Origin of the sequence: Brevundimonas sp., from assembly GCF_003248455.1 — a bacterium.
Lineage (GTDB): Bacteria > Pseudomonadota > Alphaproteobacteria > Caulobacterales > Caulobacteraceae > Brevundimonas.
In genome coordinates this window covers 49,552-69,977 of the sequence record NZ_QFNM01000012.1, presented here as the reverse complement: position 1 = coordinate 69,977, position 20,426 = coordinate 49,552, and the positions used below count along the sequence as shown (strand labels likewise).

Sequence of the window (20,426 nt, the reverse complement as noted above, 5' to 3'; positions counted from 1 at the left end):
CCGCGCGGAGCGTCATACCCTTCGTCGAAACGGTACTTACAAACTCACACTCCGGGCGAAGGCCCGGCGCTCCGCCCAGCCCTCCATCCAACTTCGCAGGCGAAAGCCGCGAGGCCAAACCCGCTTGTCCGGAGACCTGCATGGCTCGCCCGAAACCCCGCCGCCCCAAGCCCGGTCGCGGCCTTCCGCCGCCCCATAAGCCGACCCCTGAAGAGGAGGCCGAGATTGCGCGACTCATCGCGGAAATCGAAGTCGAACACATCCGGCTGGACGCCATCCTGGTCGAGAAACAGGCCGAGGCCGCCGAACGCGCGCGGATCAAGGCGCTCAACGGCGTGCCGCCGGTCGAACGCGCCCCGCTGAAACCCGGAGAGTTCCGAATCAGGGATCTCTTTCGTTAGGGGGCGTATCGCCAAGGCTGGATGCGGTTCAGGTCGCAGGCACGCCTCCCGGGTTCCGGGTTCGTCCTTCGGACGCCCCGGAATGACGGTCGCTCACAGACAGTCGACGACCCTAATCGTCCAGCAGGGCCTGCAGCAGCGGATGGGCCAGGACCGGCGCGGCCAGGCGCACCACGGCCTGCGGGTCTTCCAGGCGCACGGCGGCGGTGGCGTCGGCGACGATGAAGTCGGCGTGGGTGCGCGACGGTTCGGTCAGCCGCTCGTGGCCGGGGCGCACCGTGGCCAGATACTGGGCCACGACCGAATCCGCCGATCGGCCCCGCTCGGCCTGGTCTCGCAACAGGCGGCGGATGAAGCGGATGTCGGCGGGGGTGTCCACGAACACTCGGATGTCGAACAGGGCGGTCAGGTCGGGCGTGCAAAGGACGTGGGTGCCCTCCACGATCACCACCTGGGCCGCCGGGATGGGCTCGCCGCCCGGCTCGCGCCCGTGGTGGATGAAGGAATAGACCGGCGCCGTCACCGAACGCCCGGCCTTCAGCGCCTTCAGGTCGGCGATCATCAGGTCGTGATCGCGCGCGGCCACGTCGTCGAAATCGAAGGTCGCGGCGTCGAAGCCGGGCAGGGCGGCCGCGTCCTTGTAATAGCTGTCCTCGCGCACCAGCACGGCCGCCCCGTCCGGCAGGGCCGAAACCAGCGTCTCCGCCAGGGTGCTCTTGCCGGAGCCCGAGCCGCCGGTGATCGCGATCAGAATAGCCATGCGGGGCCTTCTAGGGCGCCGGGCCGGCCGACGCCACAAGGGACGATCCGTCGCGCCGCAGGTGACGCAAGGTCACGTTGCTTATCGCCGATAACCAATGATAGCGTCCGTCCAAGCGTCGCATCCAAGCAGACGCACCCAAGGAACAGGAAACGACATGCTGGGCTTGATGCAGGACTGGCCGCTGACGGTCGACAAGATCATCGACCACGCCAGAAACTGGCACGGTGCGCGCGAGGTGGTGACGCGATCGGTCGAAGGGCCCATCGTCCGCACGACCTACGCCCAAATCCACGACCGCGCCAAACGGGTCTCCAGCGTCCTGAAGGATTGGGGGATCGAGCCCGGCGACCGCGTGGCCACCCTGGCCTGGAACACCGCCAACCATATCGAGACCTGGTACGGCGTCATGGGCATCGGCGCCGTGTGCCACACCCTGAACCCGCGCCTGTTCCCCGAACAACTGGTCTATATCATCAACCACGCCGAAGACCGGATCGTCTTCGTCGACCTGACCTTCGTGCCGCTGCTGGAGGCCATCCTGCCGCACATCCCCAAGGTCGAGCGCGTCGTTATAATGACCGACGCGGCCCATATGCCCCAGACCAAACTGCCCAAGGCCGTGGCCTATGAGGACGCCATCGCGGGCCAGCCGGCCGATGTCGTCTGGGGCGATTTCGAGGAAAACACCGCCTGCGGCCTGTGCTACACCTCGGGCACGACCGGCAATCCCAAGGGGGTGCTGTATTCGCACCGCTCCAACTTCCTGCACACCTTCATGGGGCTGCAGGCCACCGTCATGGGCGCCACGCCCAAGGAGGTGATCCTGCCGGTCGTGCCGATGTTCCACGCCAACGCCTGGGGCATCGCCTTCGCCGGCCCGGCCGCCGGAACCAAGCTGGTCATGCCGGGCGCCCGGATGGACGGCGCCGCCATCTACGAATTGATCGAACAGGAAGGCGTCACCTTCTCGGCCGCCGTGCCCACCGTCTGGCAGGGGCTGTTCGCCCACATGAAGCAGAACGGCCTGGGCTTCTCGACGCTGAAGCGGGTGCTGATCGGCGGTTCGGCCTGTCCCGAAAGCCTGATCCGCGGCTTCCACGACGATTTCGGCGTGGAAGTCACCCACGCCTGGGGCATGACCGAGACCTCGCCCATCGGCACCATCGCCAACCTGCCGCCCGAGATCGTGGACCTGCCCTATGACGAGCAGATGAAGTATCGCCTTAAACAGGGCGTGCCCCCGCTGGGGATCGAACTGAAGCTGAAGGACGAGGCCGGCGTGGAACTGCCTCACGACGGAACCACCTTCGGTCGGCTGATGGTCAAGGGGCCGACGATCAGCAAGGGCTATTTCAAGGACGACAGCCCGATCCTGGACGACGAGGGCTTCTTCGACACCGGCGATGTGGCCACGGTGGACGAGATCGGCTTCATGCACATCACCGACCGCGCCAAGGACGTGATCAAGTCGGGCGGCGAATGGATCAGCTCCATCGAGATCGAGAACATCGCCGTCGGCCACCCCAAGGTCGAGATCGCCGCCGTCATCGGCGCGGCCCATCCCAAATGGGACGAACGGCCCGTGCTGATCCTGAAGCTGAAGCCCGATCACGCCCTGGACAAGCAGGAGCACCTGGACTTCCTTCAAGGCAAGATCGCCAAATGGTGGATGCCCGACGACGTGGTCGCGGTGGACGAGATACCGCTGGGCGCCACCGGCAAGATCGACAAGAAGCTGTTGCGCGAACGGTTCAGGGACTACCGTCTGCCGACCGCCGCCTGACCCTGTCGGGGTCGAAGCCCGAACCGGAGCCCGAATGCCGACCCGAAAGCCCGTTCCGGCCGTCCTGCCTTGGCTGACGGCTCTGGCCGCAGCGCCCCTGGTGCTGATCGTGGCGGCGGTGGCGGCGACGCGGTTCGGCGGCGCGGACCTGGCCGTCGCCTATGACCTGCTGACCTGGACGGTGGCGCGCATCCTGGCCTGGATCGGGCTGGCGGGCGCGCTGATCGCGGCGATCCTGGCGCTGCGCGACCTGAAGGGCAGGGGGCTCTACGCCCTGGCGGCCGTGGCGCTGGCGGGGGCGACGGTGGCGGGCTTCGTCTGGCGCCAGGGCCGCGACGCCGCCCCCGCGCCTCAGGACGTCACGACCAATGTGCAGGAGCCGCCCGTCTTCTCGCGCGCCGCCGCCCTGCATCGCGGATCGACCCCGGCCAGCTGCGACGCCGTCGTCGCCGTCCCCAGCCAGGTCCTGGCCCAGCAGGCGGCCTCCGCCCTGGTCGACGCCGGCTTCGTCGTGAACCGCGCCTCGACGTTCGAGGTCGAGGCCGCGCATCAGGGCGCATGGTTCGGCTTCGTCAACGATGCGGTGGTCCGCATCCGTCCCGGCCGCACCGATATCCGCGTCGCCGCCCGCGACGCCCGCCCCGACGGCGGCGCCGCCTGCCGCCTGGCCGCCCGCATCGCCGGCGGACTGTCCCAGACCCGCTGACCGCGACGGTTAGGCCGGGCGAAACCGCGCGCCCAGGCCCGGCTCGCCGTCGCAGGCCGCCAGACCGTCCTCGACCAGCTTGATCAGATGCGCCAGCACCGACAAGGAGGCCGCCGGCCACAGCCGCCGATCGACGGCGGCGTATAGGGTGGGAACCATCTCGGCGATCGTCCGGTCTCCGGCCGCCAGACGCCCGACGATCTGCGCCTCCCGCTCGATCCGATGGGCGCGATAGGCCTCCAGAAACGGGCCCACATCGGTGATCGGCGCCCCGTGCGTCGGCCACAGCGTGTCGAAGCCCCGGGCGATCACCGCGTCCAGGCTGGCCATATACCGGCGCATGTTCCCGTCCGGCGGCGCGACCACGGTCGTCGACCAGCCCATGACATGATCGCCGCAGAACAGGGCGTTCTCCTCGTGCAGGACGAAGGCCATATGGTTCGACGCATGACCGGGCGTGAACAGCGCCTCCAGCGTCCAGCCGTCGCCGGCGACGATCTCTCCGCCCGTCAGAACGACGTCGGGAGCGAATTCGGCGTCCTCGTCCTCGTCCAGTCCGCCGGACGCATGGGTTTCGCGCGCCGGAGGCCGCGCCGCCAGGATCGGCGCGCCCGTCGCCTCCGCGAACGGCCGGGCCAGGGGCGCATGGTCCCGGTGCGTATGCGTGACCATCACATGGCTGACTCGCCGCCCGTCCACCGCCGCCAGAAGCGCCGCCAGATGCGCCTCGTCCGTCGGCCCCGGATCGATCACCGCGACCTCGGCCCCCTGGTCCGGCCGGCCGACAATATAGGTGCCCGTCCCGGTGAAGGTGAACGGCCCCGGATTGTCGGCGATCACGCGCTGCACCAGGGGCGAAACCTGATCCCGCCGCCCATAGGCGAAGTCGAACTGGCGCACGAAGGGGATCATGCCGCCGCGCCCTCCGGCTGGCGCGCCGCTTGCGTCAGGATTTCGGTCATCATTGCCGGAGCGCCCGTCGTGGCCCGTTCGATCCTCGCCGCTGTATCAAATCGGCTCGCGCCCGTCGCTGTCGTTCTGCTGGTGAGTCTCGCCGCGATCGAACTGGCCGCCGCTTCCTGCACCCCCGAACCGGAGCCTTACGCTAGCCGCGTGGCGATCGAACGGTGAGGCCTATTCGCGCTTGACGCGGAAGGGCGGCGTGTCGCCGACCTTCATCATATAGCTGCCCAGCGCCGCGCGCCGCACCGTCACCGGATATTGGCGACGCGGCGAGAACGACACATCTGCGCCGTCGGTCTTTCGCCACACCGATCCGTCGTCCAGCGTGATCAGCCATTCGCCCCGGCCCAGGTCCCGCGCGCCGGTCATCGTGCCCGAGATGGATCGCAGGTCGTTTCCGCCAGAGATGTCGAACGGGTTGAGCGCCGAGACATTGAAACCGAACAGGCGGCGCTGATTCTGCTCTACGTCCTGGCGGCTGATGACCGCGACCTCTCCGGCGGCCGCCAGGGCGGCGGCTGCGGTGTCGAAACACGCCAGGCGCGCCTGATCCCCCTGAACGCCCCGGCAGCGCGTCACCGAACCGATCAAGTCGTTGGATGCCGACGCTGTATTTTGCTGCGCATACGCGCCTTGAGAAAAATAACCTGACGCCAAAATAAAAAGCATCGCGAGTTTCAGTCTATTTCGGCGCGATGGAAGGGTCATTCTATTCTCGATCCTAAATGGGGTTCGAGACGAATGTATCACCGGATATGGCAGCCGCGCCAATGTCGCTTGGGCGACCATGGTGTGTCGTCTTTGCGACAGCGATGTCTTCAATGTGTCTAGCTTGCGCCTTCTTACTGGACTTCGCACCGGCCTTGGTATGGTCTCGCCTCCAACCGATCAGACGATCGGCAATTGGCTATGATCGAGTCATCCTCTCGTGCCGAGAGCGGCTCTTTCTCGGGAGAACAAGCCTTGAACACCAATAGATATCGCCGCAGCCTTCTGGCGACCACGATCATCGGCGGCGCCGCCCTGGCTATGGCCGCGACGCCCTCCTTCGCCCAGTCGGCTGACGACCAGGCGACGGAAGTCGGGGAGATCGTCGTCACGGGTTCGCGCATCGCGCGTCAGGACTATCGTTCGACCAGCCCCATCGTCACCGTGTCGGCCCAAGACTTCCAGGCCACCGGTTCCGTCACCATCGACACCTTGATCAACGATCTGCCGCAGTTCACGCCGTCGATCTCTTCGACGTCGAACAACCCTTCGAACGGCGGCCAGGCGAACATCAACCTGCGCAATCTGGGTTCGAACCGCACGCTGGTTCTGATGAACGGCCGTCGCGTCGTTCCGTCGAACTCGGACGGCTCGGTCGACGTCAACCTGATCCCGACCGCCCTGATCAAGAATATCGAAGTGATCTCGGGCGGCGCTTCGGCCGCCTATGGTTCGGACGCCCTGGCCGGCGTCGCCAACTTCATCTTGGACGAGAACTTCTCGGGCGTTCAAGTCGACGCTCAATACGGTGAAACCGATCGCAGCGACGGCAAGACCGAAAGCTATGCGATCACCGTCGGCGGCAATTTCGACGACGACCGCGGCAACATGGTCCTGTCGCTGGGCCGTTCGACGCGCGACGTCATCTACAACGCGGCTCGTGACTTCTCCAAGGTTTCGGGACCCTCGGGAACCTCGCCGCTCGGTTCGACCGTCTTCGACAGCAACAACCTGCCCAGCCTGGCGGCCGTTCGCGCCTATTTCAACAACGCGACGCTGTCCAACACCGGCGCCTTCGGGTTCAACGACGACAACTCGCTGTTCTCCTACACCGGCAAGCTAAACGTGAAGAATCCGGCCGGAGCCGGCGCCGAATACACGGCCCCGGGCGCCAACTACACCTTCAACACCGGCCCGCTGAACTATCTGCAACTGCCGCTCGATCGCTATAATGTGTATGGCGGCGGCCGTTACAAGATCAACGACAACGCGGAAGTCTACGCCAACGCCCTGTTCACCCAGTACGTCGGCGACACCGAACTGGCCGCCAGCCCGGCTGCCAGTGGCACCGGATTCCGCGTTCCGGCGACCAACCCGTTCATCACCGCCGACCTGCGCACCCTGCTGAACGCGCGCGCCAATCCGAACGGCTCGTTCCTGCTGAACAAGCGTTTCACCGCGCTGGGCGGCCGTCACTCGACGGAAGAATACAACATCTACCAAATCACGACGGGCGTTCGCGGTCGTGTGCCGCAGAGCGAGTGGACCTATGACGTCTACGGTTCGTACGGCCGCGTCTCGAACACCACCACGCAGACGGGCAACGTCTCGCGTTCGTCGGTCCAACGTCTGCTGGACGCGGCCGACGGCGGCCGCAGCCTGTGCGCCGGCGGGTTCGATCCCTTCGGCGTCACCGAATTGTCGGCGGAATGCATCAGCTACATCGGTCGCTCCGCACGTAACTCGACCGTTACCGAGCAGCGCGTGATCGAAGCCTCGCTGCAAGGCAAGGCTTTCGACCTGCCCGCCGGCGAAGTGCGTGTCGCCCTGGGCGCTCAATACCGTCAGGACGACTTCACCTTCGGCGCCGACTCCTCGCTGGCTCAACAGAACGCTGTCACGCCCCACTTGGATGCCAACGGTCTGCCGGACGGCGGCACCATCGGCGGTTCCGAAATCGCCGGCTTCAACCCGACGCCTTCGCTGAGTGGCGGAACGAACTCCCGCGAACTGTTCATCGAAGCCTTGGTTCCGCTGCTGTCGGACATCCCGTTTATCGAGCAGTTGGACCTGAACCTGGGTTATCGCTACGCGGATTACAGCACCGCAGGCGGCACCCAGGCCTATCGGGCCGAACTGGACTGGACCGTCGCGGGCGGTCTGCGTGCGCGCGGCGGCTACAGCCGTTCGGTGCGCGCGCCCTCGATCGGCGAACTGTTCGCGACGGCCAGCACCGACTTCCCCAGCATCGGCGCGCCGTCGGCGACCGGCACGGGCGGGGATCCCTGCGATACGCGCAGCAGCTTCCGTCAGGGCCCCAATGCCGCCGCCGTGCGCGCGCTGTGCTTGGCTCAGGGCATCTCGCCGCTGGCCATCGACAACTATCAGTATTCCAACAACCAGGTCGAAAGCCGCACCGGCGGCAACCCCAACCTATTCGAGGAAACCTCGGATAGCTGGTCGGTCGGCCTGGTCTATCAGTCGCGCTTCCAATCGCCCTGGCTGTCGGGCTTCTCGGCGTCGATCGACTACTACAATATCGAGATCAGCGACGCGATCGGCTCCATCGCGGCCGGCGACTCCCTTGAGGGCTGCTTCAACGTGACGGGTGAAAACCCGACGTTCAGCGCCTCCAACTCCTACTGCCAGCTGTTCAGCCGCGATCCGCTGTCGGGCAACATCGTCGGCGCCATTGAAAACCAGGCCAACCTGGGCATGATCAAGACCTCCGGCATCGACTTGCAGGCGGACTGGGCGTTCAACATCGCCGACATCGGCGGTGGCGACTGGGGTCGTCTGAAGTTCAACACCGTCGTCAGCTGGCTGGAGAACTACGAAGACAACGTCGTCGAGGGCGGCGCCTTCACCGATCGCACCGGCACCATCGACAGCGCGTTCGGCAATACCTTCCCCGAGTGGAAGGCGCTGAGCTCGGTGACGTGGTCCGACGGTCCGTTCTCGATCGGCGCGCGCTGGCGCCGTGTGGGCGAGATCACCGTGATCAACACCACGGACGTTCTCCCCTCGATCGATTACTTCGACCTGAACGGCTCCTGGGCGATCAACGACACCGTCTCGCTACGCGGCGGCGTCAACAACCTGACGGACGAACAGCCGAACATCTTCGATCCGGGCGTTCAGGCCAACACCGACCCGTCGACCTACGATGTGCTGGGTCGTCGTTACTACGTCGGTCTGACTGCCAAGTTCTAAGGCGGGTCTTCGACCGTAAATTGAGGCGGCGGAGCCACGCTCCGCCGCCTTTTTCGGTCAAGTGGCGCCGTAGAAAAACCATCGGCCCAGGCGAGCGTTGATCACGGACGCCGCTTCAAACGTCGCCTCGAAGGAAGATCATGCCGAAACTGCTCACCGCCGCACTCGCCACCGCCTCTCTTTTCGCCGCTCACGCCGCCTTGGCCCAAACCCAGGACGGTCCGATCGTCACGGGCAATCGTTCGGGCGAGACCGCAGATGCGCTGAAAACGCGCGAGGCCATCGCCTATGCGCGGCCCTTGCCGCGAGGGGCGCCCAGCGCGGACTATCCGCTGGTGGCCTGGTGCGATGCGTTGGTGAGCGGCCATGCCGATCTGGGCGACACCCTGCCGGCCCGTGCGCCGGAGGATGTCGAACTGGTGCGTCTGGGGCGGCTCGAGGCGCAGGACTTCCGCACGGCCTTGGCCGCCGCTGCGCCCCGTCAATCTGCGGCGGCCAAGGCCGAGGCCGAACGCGCCGTTGCGGCCGTCAAGGCGCAGTGGGCCACGCTGATCAACAATCCCGACGCCGAGGCGCGCAGCCAGTCGTTCGGCCTGTTCTTCGGTCTTCCGGGGCGGTGCGAACATGCGGCGCGCCGCATCCGCGAGAACATCACCACGCCGCCCGCCACGCTGGAAAGCGTCGGCATCAACTAGGCGTCTAGGTGTTCGGTCCGGCATTTGGCGGATCGGATCGAAGATGAATCGCTCTGGCTCTGAAGTCGAGCGATGTAGTCGTAGGGCGTGAGGCCGTTGAGGGTCTTGCCTGCGCGCGAAGTTGTAGGCGGCCATGCCTCCGAAGGGCGGCGCGGAGCAGCCAAATTCGGCGAGGTGCGTGCGCAGTTGATCGTGGCTGTCGTAATGGAAGCGTTTGACGATGGCGTCCTTGATGTGCGCTGCATCCGTTCGACCTGGCCGTTGGTTCAGGGATGGTTCGGCTCGGCAAGTCGGTGCTGGAGGCGGTGGTCATCGCAGATCATGTCGAAGCGCATCTGATGAGAAAAGGCGGTGTTGCGGTTAACGGGCTGCGGCTCGGCGAACTGGATGCCGCTGTGGCTGCCGCGCGCCGACCGCCGGTTAGGTCAGGATCGTATGGATCTTGTAAGGCGCGGCCTCCAGCAGGTGCTCCAGGAATTCCCAAGCGGTCCGCCTGTCCGCCTTGCCGATCCGTTGGGTGACGGCGCACGTGCTGGTGCGGTCGATGGCGACGAACAGATGGAGCGTGCCTTCCGCCGTCTGCGCCTCGGCGATTGGGCTGCTCCGCGCCATCTTCGGCTCCACAGGGGAGAAGCCGATGGGATGCCGCTTGAAACGCCGCCGCTTGGGCTTGTCGCCCTCGATATCGGGCAGACGTGAGACGCCGTGGCGCTGCAGGCAGCGGTGCACTGCTGACCGTGTCAGATGCGGCATCATGGGCTGCCGGGCGTAGAGACAGTCATCCAGCGGCAGCAGAGGCGCCACTCACGACTCACCGCCGCCCGAACAGCTTCTCCAGGTCGTGCAGCTTGAGCTCGACATAGGTCGGGCGGCCGTGGTTGCACTGGCCGCTGTGGGGGGTGGCCTCCATCTGGCGGAGCAGGGCGTTCATCTCGGGGGCGGAGAGGACGCGGCCCGAACGGACGCTGCCGTGGCAGGCCATGGTGCCGCAGATGGCGGCGAGGCGTTCCTTCAGCGACAGGGCCATGCCGTGTTCGGCCAGGTCGTCGGCGATGTCGCGGATCAACCCTTGCACGTCGGTGTCGCCCAGCAGGGCCGGGGTCTCGCGCACCAGGACGGCGCCGGCGCCGAAGGCCTCGACGATCAGGCCCATCTCGGCCAGTTCGTCGGCCTTGGCGGCGACGCGCTCGGCCTCGGCGGGGTCCAGGTCGACGACCTCGGGCGTCAGCAGGGCCTGGCGGGTCACGGACCCCTCGGCCATCTGGGCCTTCATCCGCTCATAGACCAGCCGCTCGTGCGCCGCGTGTTGGTCGACGATGACCAGGCCGTCGCGGGTCTGGGCGACGATATAGTTGGCGTGGAGCTGGCCGCGGGCGGCGCCGAGGGGGTAGTCGAGGGGGTCTTGTGGAGTGGCGAGTGGCTGGGAGGCAGTGGCGAGTGGCGGGTGGCGAGTGGCGAGTTCGCCGTATCCGGGGCCGGTCCAGCCGGGCTCGACGCGTGCGCTGCGTTCGTTGAGGCCGGGAAGGACTTGGGCGGTCTGGGAAGCCGGAGCGTCCCAGCCTGTCCACCCGGACCAGCCCTCGCCACTCGCTACTCGCCACTCGCCACTCTGCGTCACGCCCGTGTGCGGCTGGAAGCTGGACAGGGCGTCGGCGGCGACGGTGGTGGAGGCGCGGTGGCCGGCGGCGTGCAGCGCGTGCCTGAGGGCGCCGACGATCAGGCCGCGCACCAGGGCCGGATCGCGGAACCGGACCTCGGCCTTGGCCGGGTGGACGTTGACGTCGACATAGAGGGGGTCGATGTCGAGGAAGAGGACGGCGGCCGGGTGACGGTCCCGCGCCAGAAAGTCGGCGTAGGCGCCCCTCAGCGCCCCCTGCAGCAGCCGATCCTTCACCGGGCGGCCGTTGACGAACAGATACTGATGCGCCGCATTGCCGCGCGAATAGGTGGGCAGGCCCGCATAGCCGGACAGGCGCACGCCGTCCCGCTCCTGGTCGATCAGCAGGGCGTTGGCCTCGAAGTCGCGCCCCAAAAGGGCGGACAGGCGGCGCAGGCGGCCCTCGTCGCCCGGATGTTCGGCGGGCAGGCGCAGGGTGATCTTGCCGTCCAGCGACAGGGTGAAAGCGATGGCCTCGTGCGCCATGGCCTGGCGTTTGATCTCTTCCGAAATGGCCATGGCCTCGGCCCGTTCGGATTTCATGAATTTGAGCCGGGCGGGGGTGGCGTAGAAGAGGTCGCGCACCTCGACCCGCGCGCCATGCGGACCGGGGAAGGGGGCGGGGGCCAGGGGGCGGGTCTCGCCGCCCTCGACCGTGATGGTCCACGCCTCGGTTTCGTCGCGGGATCGGGTGGTGATCGACAGGCGGGCGACCGAGCCGATGGAGGGCAGGGCCTCGCCCCGGAAGCCCAGGGTGTGGATGCGCAGCAGGTCCACGTCGCCGGCGTCGTCGGGCTCAAGCTTCGAGGTGGCGTGGCGTTCGACGGCGAGGGGCAGTTCGGCCCTGGGGATGCCCTTGCCGTCGTCGGCGATCAGGATGCGCGACAGGCCGCCGCCGTCGGCCTGGATCTCGATGTTGGAGCCGCCCGCGTCGATGGCGTTCTCAACCAGTTCCTTGATGGCGCTGGCGGGCCGCTCGACCACCTCGCCGGCGGCGATGCGGTTGACGGTTTCGGGGGAGAGACGACGGATGGGCATGAGCAGGCGAAGATAGGGCGCGGGGAGGATTCGCGCCATGAGGCTTTGTCTCCTCCCTGCGCAGCGGGGAGGTAGCGCGGCGCGTCTTCGCGCCGTGACGGAGGGGTTCTGAAACGCTGTAAGCGCCAGCGGGACTTTGAGAGCCCTCCACCGCTACGCCCAGGTCCCCTCCCCACAAGTGGGGAGGGGACCTGGGCGTTACTCGGCGGTCTTCTTCTTGGCCGGGGCCTTTTTCGCGGCCGGTTTCTTGGCGGCGGCCTTTTTGGGAGCAGCGGCCTTCTTGGCGGCGGGCGCCTTCTTTTTCGGCGCGGCGCCGGCCTTGGCGGCGAGCAGGGGTAGGGCGTCTTCGAGCGTCAGGTCTTCGGGCGCCGTGCCTTTCGGCAGGGTGGCGTTGATCTTGCCGGACTTGACGTAGGGGCCGAAGCGGCCGGCCATGACGTGGATCGGCTCGCCCGTTTCCGGGTGGGCGCCCAGGTCCTTCAGCGGGGCGGCCGCGGCGCCGCGACCGGGACGACCGGCGCGCTTCTCGGCCAGCAGGGCCACGGCGCGGTTCAGGCCGACCTCGAACACCTCGTCGATGTCGGAGACGTTCGCATAGGTGCCGGCGTGAAGGACGAAGGGTCCATAGCGGCCCAGGCCCGCCGTGATCGGCTTGCCGTCTTCGGGGTGGAGCCCCACCTCGCGCGGCAGGGCCAAAAGGCGCAGCGCCTGGTCCAGCGTCAGCGACGCCGGCGACCAGCCCTTGGGCAGGGACGAGCGTTTCGGCTTCTCCCCGTCGGGCGGCGCGATCTCGACATAGGGGCCGAAGCGGCCGATCTTCAACTGGACAGGCTGGCCGGTGGCCGGATCGATTCCCAGTTCGCGGTCGCCGCTCTCGGCCGACCCGTCCTCGGCCGAGGGGCTGGCGACGGGGCGGGTGTATTTGCAGTCGGGATAGCGCGAACAGCCGATGAAGGCGCCGAACCGGCTGGTCTTCAGGCTGAGCTGGCCCTGGTGGCACAGGGGGCATTCACGCGGATCGGACCCGTCGCCCTTGTCCGGGAAGATGTGGGCGCCCAGGCTTTCATTCAGGGCGTCCAGGATGGCCGTGGTGCGCAGTTCGCCGGCGGCCTGGGTCGCGGCGTGGAAGTCCTGCCAGAACTGGCGCAGCAGCACCTTCCAGTCCAACTGGCCGGCCGAAACCTCGTCCAGCTGGGTCTCCAGGGCGGCGGTGAAGTCGTATTCGACCCACTTCCTGAAGAACTGCTCCAGGAAAGCCGTGACCAGCCGCCCCTTGTCCTCGGGGTAGAAGCGGTTCTTGTCGACGCGGACATATTCGCGGTCGCGCAGGGTCGACAGGGTCGAGGCGTAGGTCGAGGGGCGGCCGATGCCCAGTTCCTCCAGCTTCTTGACCAGTGTGGCTTCCGAATAGCGCGGGGGCGGTTCGGTGAAATGCTGGTCGGCGCGCACGGCGTCGACCTTGGCCTTGGCGCCTTCCTTCAGGACGGGCAGGCGGCTCGTATCGTCGTCGCCCTCTTCGCCTTCGGCGCCCTTCTGCCTTTCGTCGCGGCCCTCTTCATAGACGGCCAGGAAGCCGTCGAAGGTGACGACCTGGCCGGTGGCGCGCAGGCCGGTCTGGCCGTCGGGCGTCTCGATCTCGACCGTGGTGCGGTCCAGACGCGCAGCCTCCATCTGGGAGGCGACCATCCGTTTCCAGATCAGTTCGTACAGCCGCTGGAGGTCGCTATCCAGGCGCACGCTGTCGGGATGGCGGGCGATGTTGGTCGGCCGGATCGCTTCGTGCGCTTCCTGAGCGTTCTTGGCCTTCACCTTGTAAAAGCGAGGTTCCGAAGGGACGTAGGCCGGGCCGTATTCCTTGCCGATGACCTCGCGGGCCTGGGCCAGGCCCTCGGGGCTGACCGAGACGCCGTCGGTCCGCATATAGGTGATCAGGCCGCCGGTCTCGTCGACGCCCTCGTACAGTTTCTGCGCCGCCTGCATCGTGCGCTGGGCGGTGAAGCCCAGTTTGCGCGCCGCCTCCTGCTGTAGGGTCGAGGTGGTGAAGGGCGGGGCGGGATTGCGGCGGACCGGCTTCTTCTCGACCGAGCGGATGGTGAAGTCGCCGGCCTGGATGGCGGCGCGGGCCGCCGAGGCGGTGGCCTCGTCCTTGATGTCCAGGCGCTGGACCCGCTTGCCCGCGTGCTTGACCAGGCGGGCGGTGAAGGGGGGGCTGTCTGCCGTCAGGTCGGCCTCGATGGACCAATACTCCTGGGGTCTGAACTTCTCGATCTCCATCTCGCGATCAACGACGATGCGCAGGGCGACCGACTGGACGCGCCCGGCCGAACGCGCGCCCGGCAGCTTGCGCCACAGGACCGGGGACAGGGTGAAGCCGACCAGATAGTCAAGGGCGCGGCGGGCCAGATAGGCCTCGACCAACTCCATATCCAGCTGGCGCGGATTGGCCATGGCCTCCAGCACGGCGGACCTGGTGATGGCGTTGAAGGTGACGCGCTGGACATCCTTGTCCTTCAGCGCCTTCTTCTTGTTCAGCACTTCCAGCACGTGCCAGCTGATCGCTTCCCCTTCGCGGTCGGGGTCGGTGGCCAGGATGACGCGGTCGGCGCGCTTGGCGGCCTCGGCGATTTCCGACAGGCGTTTGGCGCCCTTGGCGTCGGCCTCCCAGTGCATGGAGAAGTCGTCGTCGGGCAGGACCGAGCCGTCCTTGGACGGCAGGTCGCGGACGTGGCCGTAGGAGGCCAGGACCTCGTAGTCCGAGCCGAGATATTTGTTGATGGTCTTGGCCTTTGCGGGGCTCTCGACGATGACGAGGTTCATATCGGTCCGGTCTCGGGAAGGGGCGCGAACGTGGTTGGAGCGGAGCCGGGAGTCAATCGGGCCCGTCGTCTTACAGCCATAGGTAGTTGTATTTCACCGAAACGCGGCTAGATTGCGCGGCGACAACGGAGACGATCATGGCCAGCTCAAGGACACCGGCGGCCGCGTCGGACCATCAGGACGACATCGAGGCGGAGGACTTTCCGACGCGGGAGTATATCGGTGCGATGGCGCTGGAAATGGCGCGGATGGCGCGCGAGGGGGGCGATGGCCGGTTGGCCGGGCTGCTGGAGGACGCGGCCAGGGCGGCGGCCCTGGACCGGCCGGACGACTAAAGCGACGCCAGTCCGCCGGGTAGGAGTTCGGCGCGGCCGGTCAGGCTGAGCTCCAGCAGGGCGGCGGCGACCTGGGCGACCGGAACGTTCAGCGCACGGGCGATCTCGTCGCGCGGCGCGGGCGTCGGCGACAGCAGGGCGGCGACCCGGTCCAGGAAGGCGTCGTCCAGATCGTCGTCGAAGCGCAGCGGCGCCGACGGCGGCTCGCGCAGGGTGCGCAGGCCGTCGAAGGCGCGTTCGATGTCCTCGATTCCCTCGCACAGGACGGCGCCCTGGCGCAGCAGTTCGTTGGGACCGCGCGCCCGGGGGTCCAGCGGCGAGCCGGGCACGGCGAAGACGTCGCGGCCCTGTTCGGCGGCGAGGCGGGCGGTGATCAGAGAGCCGGAGCGAATCTCGGCCTCGACCACCACGACGCCCCGCGACAGCCCCGAGATGATGCGGTTGCGGCGGGGAAAGTCGCGCGCCTGGGCGCGGGCGCCGACCGGGCTTTCGGAGACCACGCAGCCCTGGTCCACCAGCCGGGCGTAGAGGCCGGCGTGTTCGGGCGGATAGATGTCGTCGACCCCGCCGCCCAGGACGGCGACGGTTCCGGTCTCCAGGGCGCCTTCGTGGGCGGCGGCGTCGATGCCGCGCGCCATGCCGGAGACGACGACATGGCCCGCCTGGCCCAGTTGTCCGGCTAGGCCACGCGCGATCCGCTGACCGCCCGCAGACGCGATGCGGGCGCCGACGATGGCGACGGACGGGCGGTTCAACAGGCCGATGTCGCCGCGCGCCCACAGGATCGGCGGCGGGGGATCCAGCGCGGCCAGCATTTGCGGATAGTCGGGATCGCCCAGCACCAAGAGGCGCGCGCCGAAAGCGTCGCCGGCGGCCTGTTCGCGCTCGACTGCTTCGACGGACGGGGGCGGGGCGGCGGCGGACTTGCGGACCAGGCCGTGCAGGGCCTCCAGAGCGGCGACGGCCGAGCCGTAGCGGGTCACAAGCTGGGCGAAGGCCACGGGGCCGATGCGGTCGATGCGGGCCAGCCGCAGCCGGGCGAACCGTTCGGCCGGGGCCAGGCTCACGCCTTCTTGGCCCCGATACGCGGCTCCTCGCCCTTGAGCAGGCGGGCGATGTTCTGATGGTGGCGCACCCAGATCAGCACGGCGGCGAAGACGGTCAGGATCAGGATCGGCGCGCCGACCGGCAGGCCCAAGGCCGCCAGGGGCGCCAGCGCCAGGAGCGGCGCCGTCGCCGACGAGATCAGGGCCGCCAGCGACGAATAGCGGAACAGGAAGGCTGACAGCAGCCAGACGCCCGCCGCCATCAGGCCCAGCGGCCAGGCGGCCGCGAGGAGCAGGCCGTAGAAGGTGGCCACCCCCTTGCCGCCCTTGAAGCCCAGCCAGACGGGGAACAGATGGCCCAGGAAGGCCGCGCCGCCGGCGATGGCGCCGGCGGTCTCGCCGCCGAACAGATGGCGCGCGATCAACAGGGCGGCCGCGCCCTTGCCCGCGTCCAGCAACAGGGTGGCCAGTGCCAAGTCCTTGCGTCCGGTGCGCAGCACATTGGTCGCGCCGATATTGCCCGAACCGATGTTGCGCACGTCGCCGGCGCCCGCCGCGCGGGTGATGACCACGCCGAACGGAATCGAACCGAGCAGATAGCCGCCGAGCGCGACCAGCGCCAAGGTCCCGATCGCGGGGCCTGTCAGATCCTGCACCTTGATTCGCTCCCCGCGTGTCGTTGCGGCAAAATGCGTCGGCGGAGGACCGGGAGCAAGGGCGATCCGACCTCTTGACCCAGCGATCCGCGCGGCGTCTGGTCCGGCCGCCTGCCGGAGAGAACGATGAGCCCAAGTCCTACTGTCGCCGCCATCGCCCTGATGTTGTCCACGGCCGCCTGCGTGGGCGCGCCGGCGCCCGCCGCGCCGCCCGCCGGCGGACCGGCGATGGCCGCCTATTTCGACTGCGTGCGCGACGGCGGCGTGGCCGTTTCGGCGCACCGGGCGGTGTCGGCGCCGGACCAGCCGGAAAACTCCATCGCCGCCATCGAGGCGACGGGTCGGGCCATCCCCGACGCCATCGTGGAGCTGGATGCGGCGCTGACCCGCGACGGCCATCTGGTGCTGATGCATGACGAGACGATGGACCGAACCACGACGGGCCGTGGGCGGGTCGCGGACCTGACCCTGGCCCAGGTGAAGCGGGCGCGGCTGAAGGCGTCGAACGGCGGCCTGACGCGCGCGGCGCCGCCGACCCTGGGCGAGGCCCTGGACGCCGCCGGGCGGGTGGGGGCCATCGCCAGCATCGACCTGAAGCCCGCCGAGGGAGAGACGACCGTCGACCTGGCGCGAGCGGTGATCGATCAGGTGCGACGGGCTGGCGCCGGCGACCGGGTGATCCTGATCACCTATGACGACGCCGATGCGCGGGCGGTGGCGGCGATGGCGCCCGAGATGATGATTTCGGCCGGATTGGGCGGCACGGACGATCTGCGGGGACTGAACGCGCCGCAAATCCTGGCCTGGACCGGAACGCGCGAGGAGCGACCGGCGCTGTGGCGGGCGCTGCGCCAGGCGGGGGTGGAGGTGCAATTCGGCACGCTGGGCGCGCAAGGGGTGCGCCGTGACGACCGCTACGCGGCCGACGGGGACGTGTCGGAATACCGCGACCTGGTCCGCCAGGGGGTGACGGTGATCGCCACCGATACGCCGCTGGCCGTCAAGTCGGTGCTGGGCGCCGAGGTGGCCAAGGCGGCGGCCTGTCCTCGCCCGCGTTGATCGCCCCGCCGATTTGCGCTCGATCAAGGGCGGCGGCGCTCGACTGGGGCAGAAACCGGCCATGAGCCAGAATTCGGACTTCGATATCGCCGTAGTCGGCGCCGGGCCGGCGGGCCTGGCCTTCGTCCGGTCGCTGGCGGGCGCGGGATTGTCGGTCGCCGTGATCGAGGGACAGGACGAGGCGGCGCTGCGCGCGCCGGCCTTCGACGGGCGGGAGATCGCCCTGACCCATCATTCGATGCGTCTGTTGAAGACGATGGGCGTTTGGGACCGGATCCCGGCGGACGACATCTCCGACCTTCGCCAGGCGCGGGTGCTAGACGGCGGCTCGCCCTTCGCCCTGACATTCGGCGCGGCGGACGCGGACCGACTGGGCGTGCTGATCCCCAACCACCTGATCCGGCGCGCCCTGTTCGAAATCGTCGAGAGCCAAGCGGGCGTGACTCTGATGGCGGGTCGGCGGGTGGCGGCCTGCCGCATCCAGACCGCCGCTCCACGCGGGCGGTTGACGCTGGACGACGGGACGACCATCCGCGCCAGCCTGGTGGTCGCGGCGGATTCGCGCTTTTCCTTCATGCGCGACCAGTTGGGCGTGGGGGCCGAGATCAACCGGCTGGGCCGGTCGATGATGGTGTGCCGGATGCGACACGACCAGGCGCACGGCCATGTGGCGACCGAATGGTTCGACCACGGTCAGACCGTCGCCCTGCTGCCGGTCGCTGACCCGGATCAAAGGCTGTCGTCGGTGGTCCTGACCCTGGCGACGCCGGCCATAGACGACCTGACGGCCCTGAGGCCCGAGGCCTTCGCGGTCGCGATGGAACGGCGGCTGAAGGGGCGGCTGAGCGGGCTGGAACTGGTCGGGACGCGTCACGCCTACCCGCTGGCCACGACCTGGAGCCATCGGTTCGCGGGCCAGGGGTTCGCCCTGATCGGCGACGCGGCGGTGGGAATGCACCCCGTGACGGCCCACGGCTTCAACCTGGGTCTGCGGGGGCAGGAGACCCTGGCCAAGGTCGTGCGGTCGGCGCGCGGCGGCGACGTCGGCGCGGAGCGGCTTCTGGCCCGCTATCAGCACGAACACCGGCTGGCCAGCTGGCCCCTGTATCAGGGGACCAACGCCCTGGTGCGTCTGTTCACCGAAGAGACGCCGCCCGCTCGGCTGGCGCGCGGCATGGCGCTCAGGGCCGGGCAGGCGACGGCGCCGTTCAAGGCGGCGGTGAAACGGATGCTGACGGCATAGGCCGCCGTTCTCAGTGAACCTTCCGTCCGCCCACCCAGGTTGCGACCGCCTTGCCCTGAAGCCGGCGGCCGTCGAAGGGCGAGTTCTTGGATTTGGAATGCAGGGCGTCGGCGTCCACGACGATCGGGGCGCCGGGGTCGAACAGGATCAGATCGGCGGGCGCGCCCTCGGCCAGGACGCCGGCGTCGAGGCCCAGCAGGGCGGCGGGGCCGTGGGTTAGGGGGCGCAGGACGTCCAGCAGGTCCAGGCCGTCCTCGTGGTGCAGCGTCAGGGCGGCGGGCAGCAGGGTCTCCAGGCCGACGGCGCCAGGGGCGGCTTCGCTGAACGGGCGGCGCTTGTCTTCGGCCGGGGCGGGGGCGTGGGCGGAGGTGATCACGTCGATCAGGCCGTCGCGCACGGCCTCGATCAACGCCTGGCGATCCGCCTGGGAGCGCAGGGGCGGGTCCAGCCGGTAGAAGGTGCGGTAGTCGCCGATGTCCACCTCGTTGAAGCACAGGTGGTTGATCGAGACGCTGACGGCGACCTCCAGCCCCCTGGCGCGAGCGCGGGCCAGGGTCTCCAGCGCGCCCTCGGTCGAGATCTGGTCGACCAGGAAACGGGCGCCGGTCTGTTCGACCAGGGCCAGATCGCGCTCCAGACCGATCCGTTCGGCGATGGCGGGACTGCCCGACAGGCCCAGGCGCGTGGCCAGTTCGCCGGAGGCGGCGACCGACCCTTCCGTCAACCAGGGATCGGACGGGCGGCAGGCGATCAGGGCGTTGAAGGCGGCGGCGTAGCTCATCACCCGTTGCAGGGTGCGGCTGTTGACGATGACCTTGTCGCCGTCGGTGAAGTATAGCGCGCCGGCTTCGTCCATCAGGCCGATCTCGGCCATGCGTTCGCCGCCCAGGGTCTTGGTCGCGGCGCCGGCCGCGCGGACATTGACCAGGTTCAGGGCCGCGCCGCGACGTTGGATGAAGTCGATCATCGCCGGGTCGTCGACGGCGGGGTCGGTGTCGGGCTGGACGACGATGGTGGTCACGCCCCCGGCCGCGGCGGCCAGGCTGGCGGACTTCAGCGTCTCCTTGGGCTCGGCGCCCGGTTCGCCGGTCTTGACCCGGATGTCGATCAGGCCGGGCGCGAGGCACAGGCCGTCGGCGTCGACGGTCTCTATGTCGGCTAGGAAGTCCGCTGTTGAGCCTCTGATGACTTCGACAATTTTTCCGTCATGAACGAGCACGCCGCCAGGACCATCATAGTCGCTCGCGGGGTCGAGCAGCCTGGCATTGAGGATGGCGAAACGAGTCATCGAAAATCCTCCACCGTGAAGCGAAGCGGAACGGGGGAGGGGGACCGCGAAGCGG

At 68.4% G+C, this 20,426-nt stretch carries 16 protein-coding genes and 1 pseudogene; 8 read left to right on the top strand and 9 right to left on the bottom strand.

Annotated elements, in window-relative coordinates:
* Positions 1-140: 140 nt before the first annotated feature.
* Positions 141-401, top strand: a complete 261-nt coding sequence (locus DI624_RS06445) for a hypothetical protein (RefSeq protein ID WP_291536790.1) — start codon at positions 141-143, stop codon at positions 399-401.
* Positions 402-513: 112 nt separating this feature from the next.
* On the opposite strand, the gene udk is transcribed toward DI624_RS06445, so the two are convergent.
* The gene (gene udk, locus DI624_RS06440; RefSeq protein ID WP_291536788.1) at positions 514-1,161 is read right to left on the bottom strand and encodes a uridine kinase; all 648 of its coding nucleotides are present in this window, start codon (positions 1,159-1,161) and stop codon (positions 514-516) included.
* 157 nt (positions 1,162-1,318) lie between these two features.
* Here udk and DI624_RS06435 point away from each other — a divergent pair, with 157 nt between their 5' ends.
* Positions 1,319-2,947: a long-chain-fatty-acid--CoA ligase gene (locus tag DI624_RS06435; protein ID WP_291536787.1), complete on the top strand. Its 1,629-nt coding sequence runs from the start codon at positions 1,319-1,321 to the stop codon at positions 2,945-2,947.
* Positions 2,948-2,981: 34 nt separating this feature from the next.
* Positions 2,982-3,653 (top strand): DUF1499 domain-containing protein, encoded by a 672-nt coding sequence (locus tag DI624_RS06430; RefSeq protein ID WP_291536786.1) that lies wholly within the window; start codon positions 2,982-2,984, stop codon positions 3,651-3,653.
* A 9-nt stretch (positions 3,654-3,662) separates the two neighbouring features.
* On the opposite strand, the gene DI624_RS06425 is transcribed toward DI624_RS06430, so the two are convergent.
* Together DI624_RS06425 and DI624_RS06420 are read right to left on the bottom strand one after the other, a co-directional pair.
* The gene (locus tag DI624_RS06425) at positions 3,663-4,565 is read right to left on the bottom strand and encodes an MBL fold metallo-hydrolase (RefSeq protein WP_291536785.1); all 903 of its coding nucleotides are present in this window, start codon (positions 4,563-4,565) and stop codon (positions 3,663-3,665) included.
* 222 nt (positions 4,566-4,787) lie between these two features.
* On the bottom strand, positions 4,788-5,405 hold the full coding sequence (locus tag DI624_RS06420; RefSeq protein WP_291536784.1) for a hypothetical protein: 618 nt from the start codon (positions 5,403-5,405) through the stop codon (positions 4,788-4,790).
* 174 nt (positions 5,406-5,579) lie between these two features.
* Between DI624_RS06420 and DI624_RS06415 the strand changes: the two genes are divergently transcribed.
* Both DI624_RS06415 and DI624_RS06410 read left to right on the top strand, forming a co-directional pair.
* Positions 5,580-8,537 carry a TonB-dependent receptor gene (locus tag DI624_RS06415; protein ID WP_314188059.1) on the top strand — a complete coding sequence of 986 codons (2,958 nt, stop codon included), beginning with the start codon at positions 5,580-5,582 and terminating at the stop codon, positions 8,535-8,537.
* 140 nt (positions 8,538-8,677) lie between these two features.
* A complete protein-coding gene (locus tag DI624_RS06410; RefSeq protein ID WP_291536783.1) occupies positions 8,678-9,232 on the top strand; it encodes a hypothetical protein in 555 nt (184 codons plus the stop codon).
* An 18-nt stretch (positions 9,233-9,250) separates the two neighbouring features.
* On the opposite strand, the pseudogene DI624_RS06405 reads toward DI624_RS06410, so the two are convergent.
* The 3 genes and pseudogenes from DI624_RS06405 to topA form a co-directional block, all read right to left on the bottom strand.
* Positions 9,251-10,027 (bottom strand): annotated as a pseudogene (locus DI624_RS06405) (integrase core domain-containing protein); the annotation flags it as partial.
* Between the two features lie 16 nt (positions 10,028-10,043).
* Complete coding sequence (mutL, locus tag DI624_RS06400; protein WP_291536794.1) at positions 10,044-11,927, bottom strand: DNA mismatch repair endonuclease MutL; 1,884 nt, start codon at positions 11,925-11,927, stop codon at positions 10,044-10,046.
* 198 nt (positions 11,928-12,125) lie between these two features.
* Complete coding sequence (gene topA, locus DI624_RS06395; RefSeq protein WP_291536782.1) at positions 12,126-14,744, bottom strand: type I DNA topoisomerase; 2,619 nt, start codon at positions 14,742-14,744, stop codon at positions 12,126-12,128.
* A 137-nt stretch (positions 14,745-14,881) separates the two neighbouring features.
* On the opposite strand from topA, the gene DI624_RS06390 reads away from it, so the two are divergent.
* Positions 14,882-15,079 carry a hypothetical protein gene (locus DI624_RS06390; protein WP_291536781.1) on the top strand — a complete coding sequence of 66 codons (198 nt, stop codon included), beginning with the start codon at positions 14,882-14,884 and terminating at the stop codon, positions 15,077-15,079.
* Here the strand turns inward: DI624_RS06390 and dprA are convergent.
* Both dprA and plsY read right to left on the bottom strand, forming a co-directional pair.
* Entirely contained in the window at positions 15,076-16,146 is a 1,071-nt protein-coding gene (gene dprA, locus DI624_RS06385; RefSeq protein ID WP_291536780.1) for a DNA-processing protein DprA, read from the bottom strand. The genes DI624_RS06390 and dprA overlap by 4 nt on opposite strands.
* Positions 16,143-16,781, bottom strand: a complete 639-nt coding sequence (gene plsY / locus DI624_RS06380) for a glycerol-3-phosphate 1-O-acyltransferase PlsY (protein WP_291536778.1) — start codon at positions 16,779-16,781, stop codon at positions 16,143-16,145. Before plsY ends, dprA begins: the two co-directional genes overlap by 4 nt.
* A 126-nt stretch (positions 16,782-16,907) precedes the next feature.
* Here plsY and DI624_RS06375 point away from each other — a divergent pair, with 126 nt between their 5' ends.
* Together DI624_RS06375 and ubiM are read left to right on the top strand one after the other, a co-directional pair.
* Positions 16,908-17,840 carry a glycerophosphodiester phosphodiesterase family protein gene (locus DI624_RS06375; RefSeq protein WP_291536777.1) on the top strand — a complete coding sequence of 311 codons (933 nt, stop codon included), beginning with the start codon at positions 16,908-16,910 and terminating at the stop codon, positions 17,838-17,840.
* A 61-nt stretch (positions 17,841-17,901) separates the two neighbouring features.
* Positions 17,902-19,083: a 5-demethoxyubiquinol-8 5-hydroxylase UbiM gene (gene ubiM, locus DI624_RS06370; protein WP_291536775.1), complete on the top strand. Its 1,182-nt coding sequence runs from the start codon at positions 17,902-17,904 to the stop codon at positions 19,081-19,083.
* 10 nt (positions 19,084-19,093) lie between these two features.
* Here ubiM and pyrC read toward each other — a convergent pair whose 3' ends face one another.
* Positions 19,094-20,371 carry a dihydroorotase gene (pyrC, locus tag DI624_RS06365; RefSeq protein ID WP_291536773.1) on the bottom strand — a complete coding sequence of 426 codons (1,278 nt, stop codon included), beginning with the start codon at positions 20,369-20,371 and terminating at the stop codon, positions 19,094-19,096.
* Between the last annotated feature and the right edge of the window lie 55 nt (positions 20,372-20,426).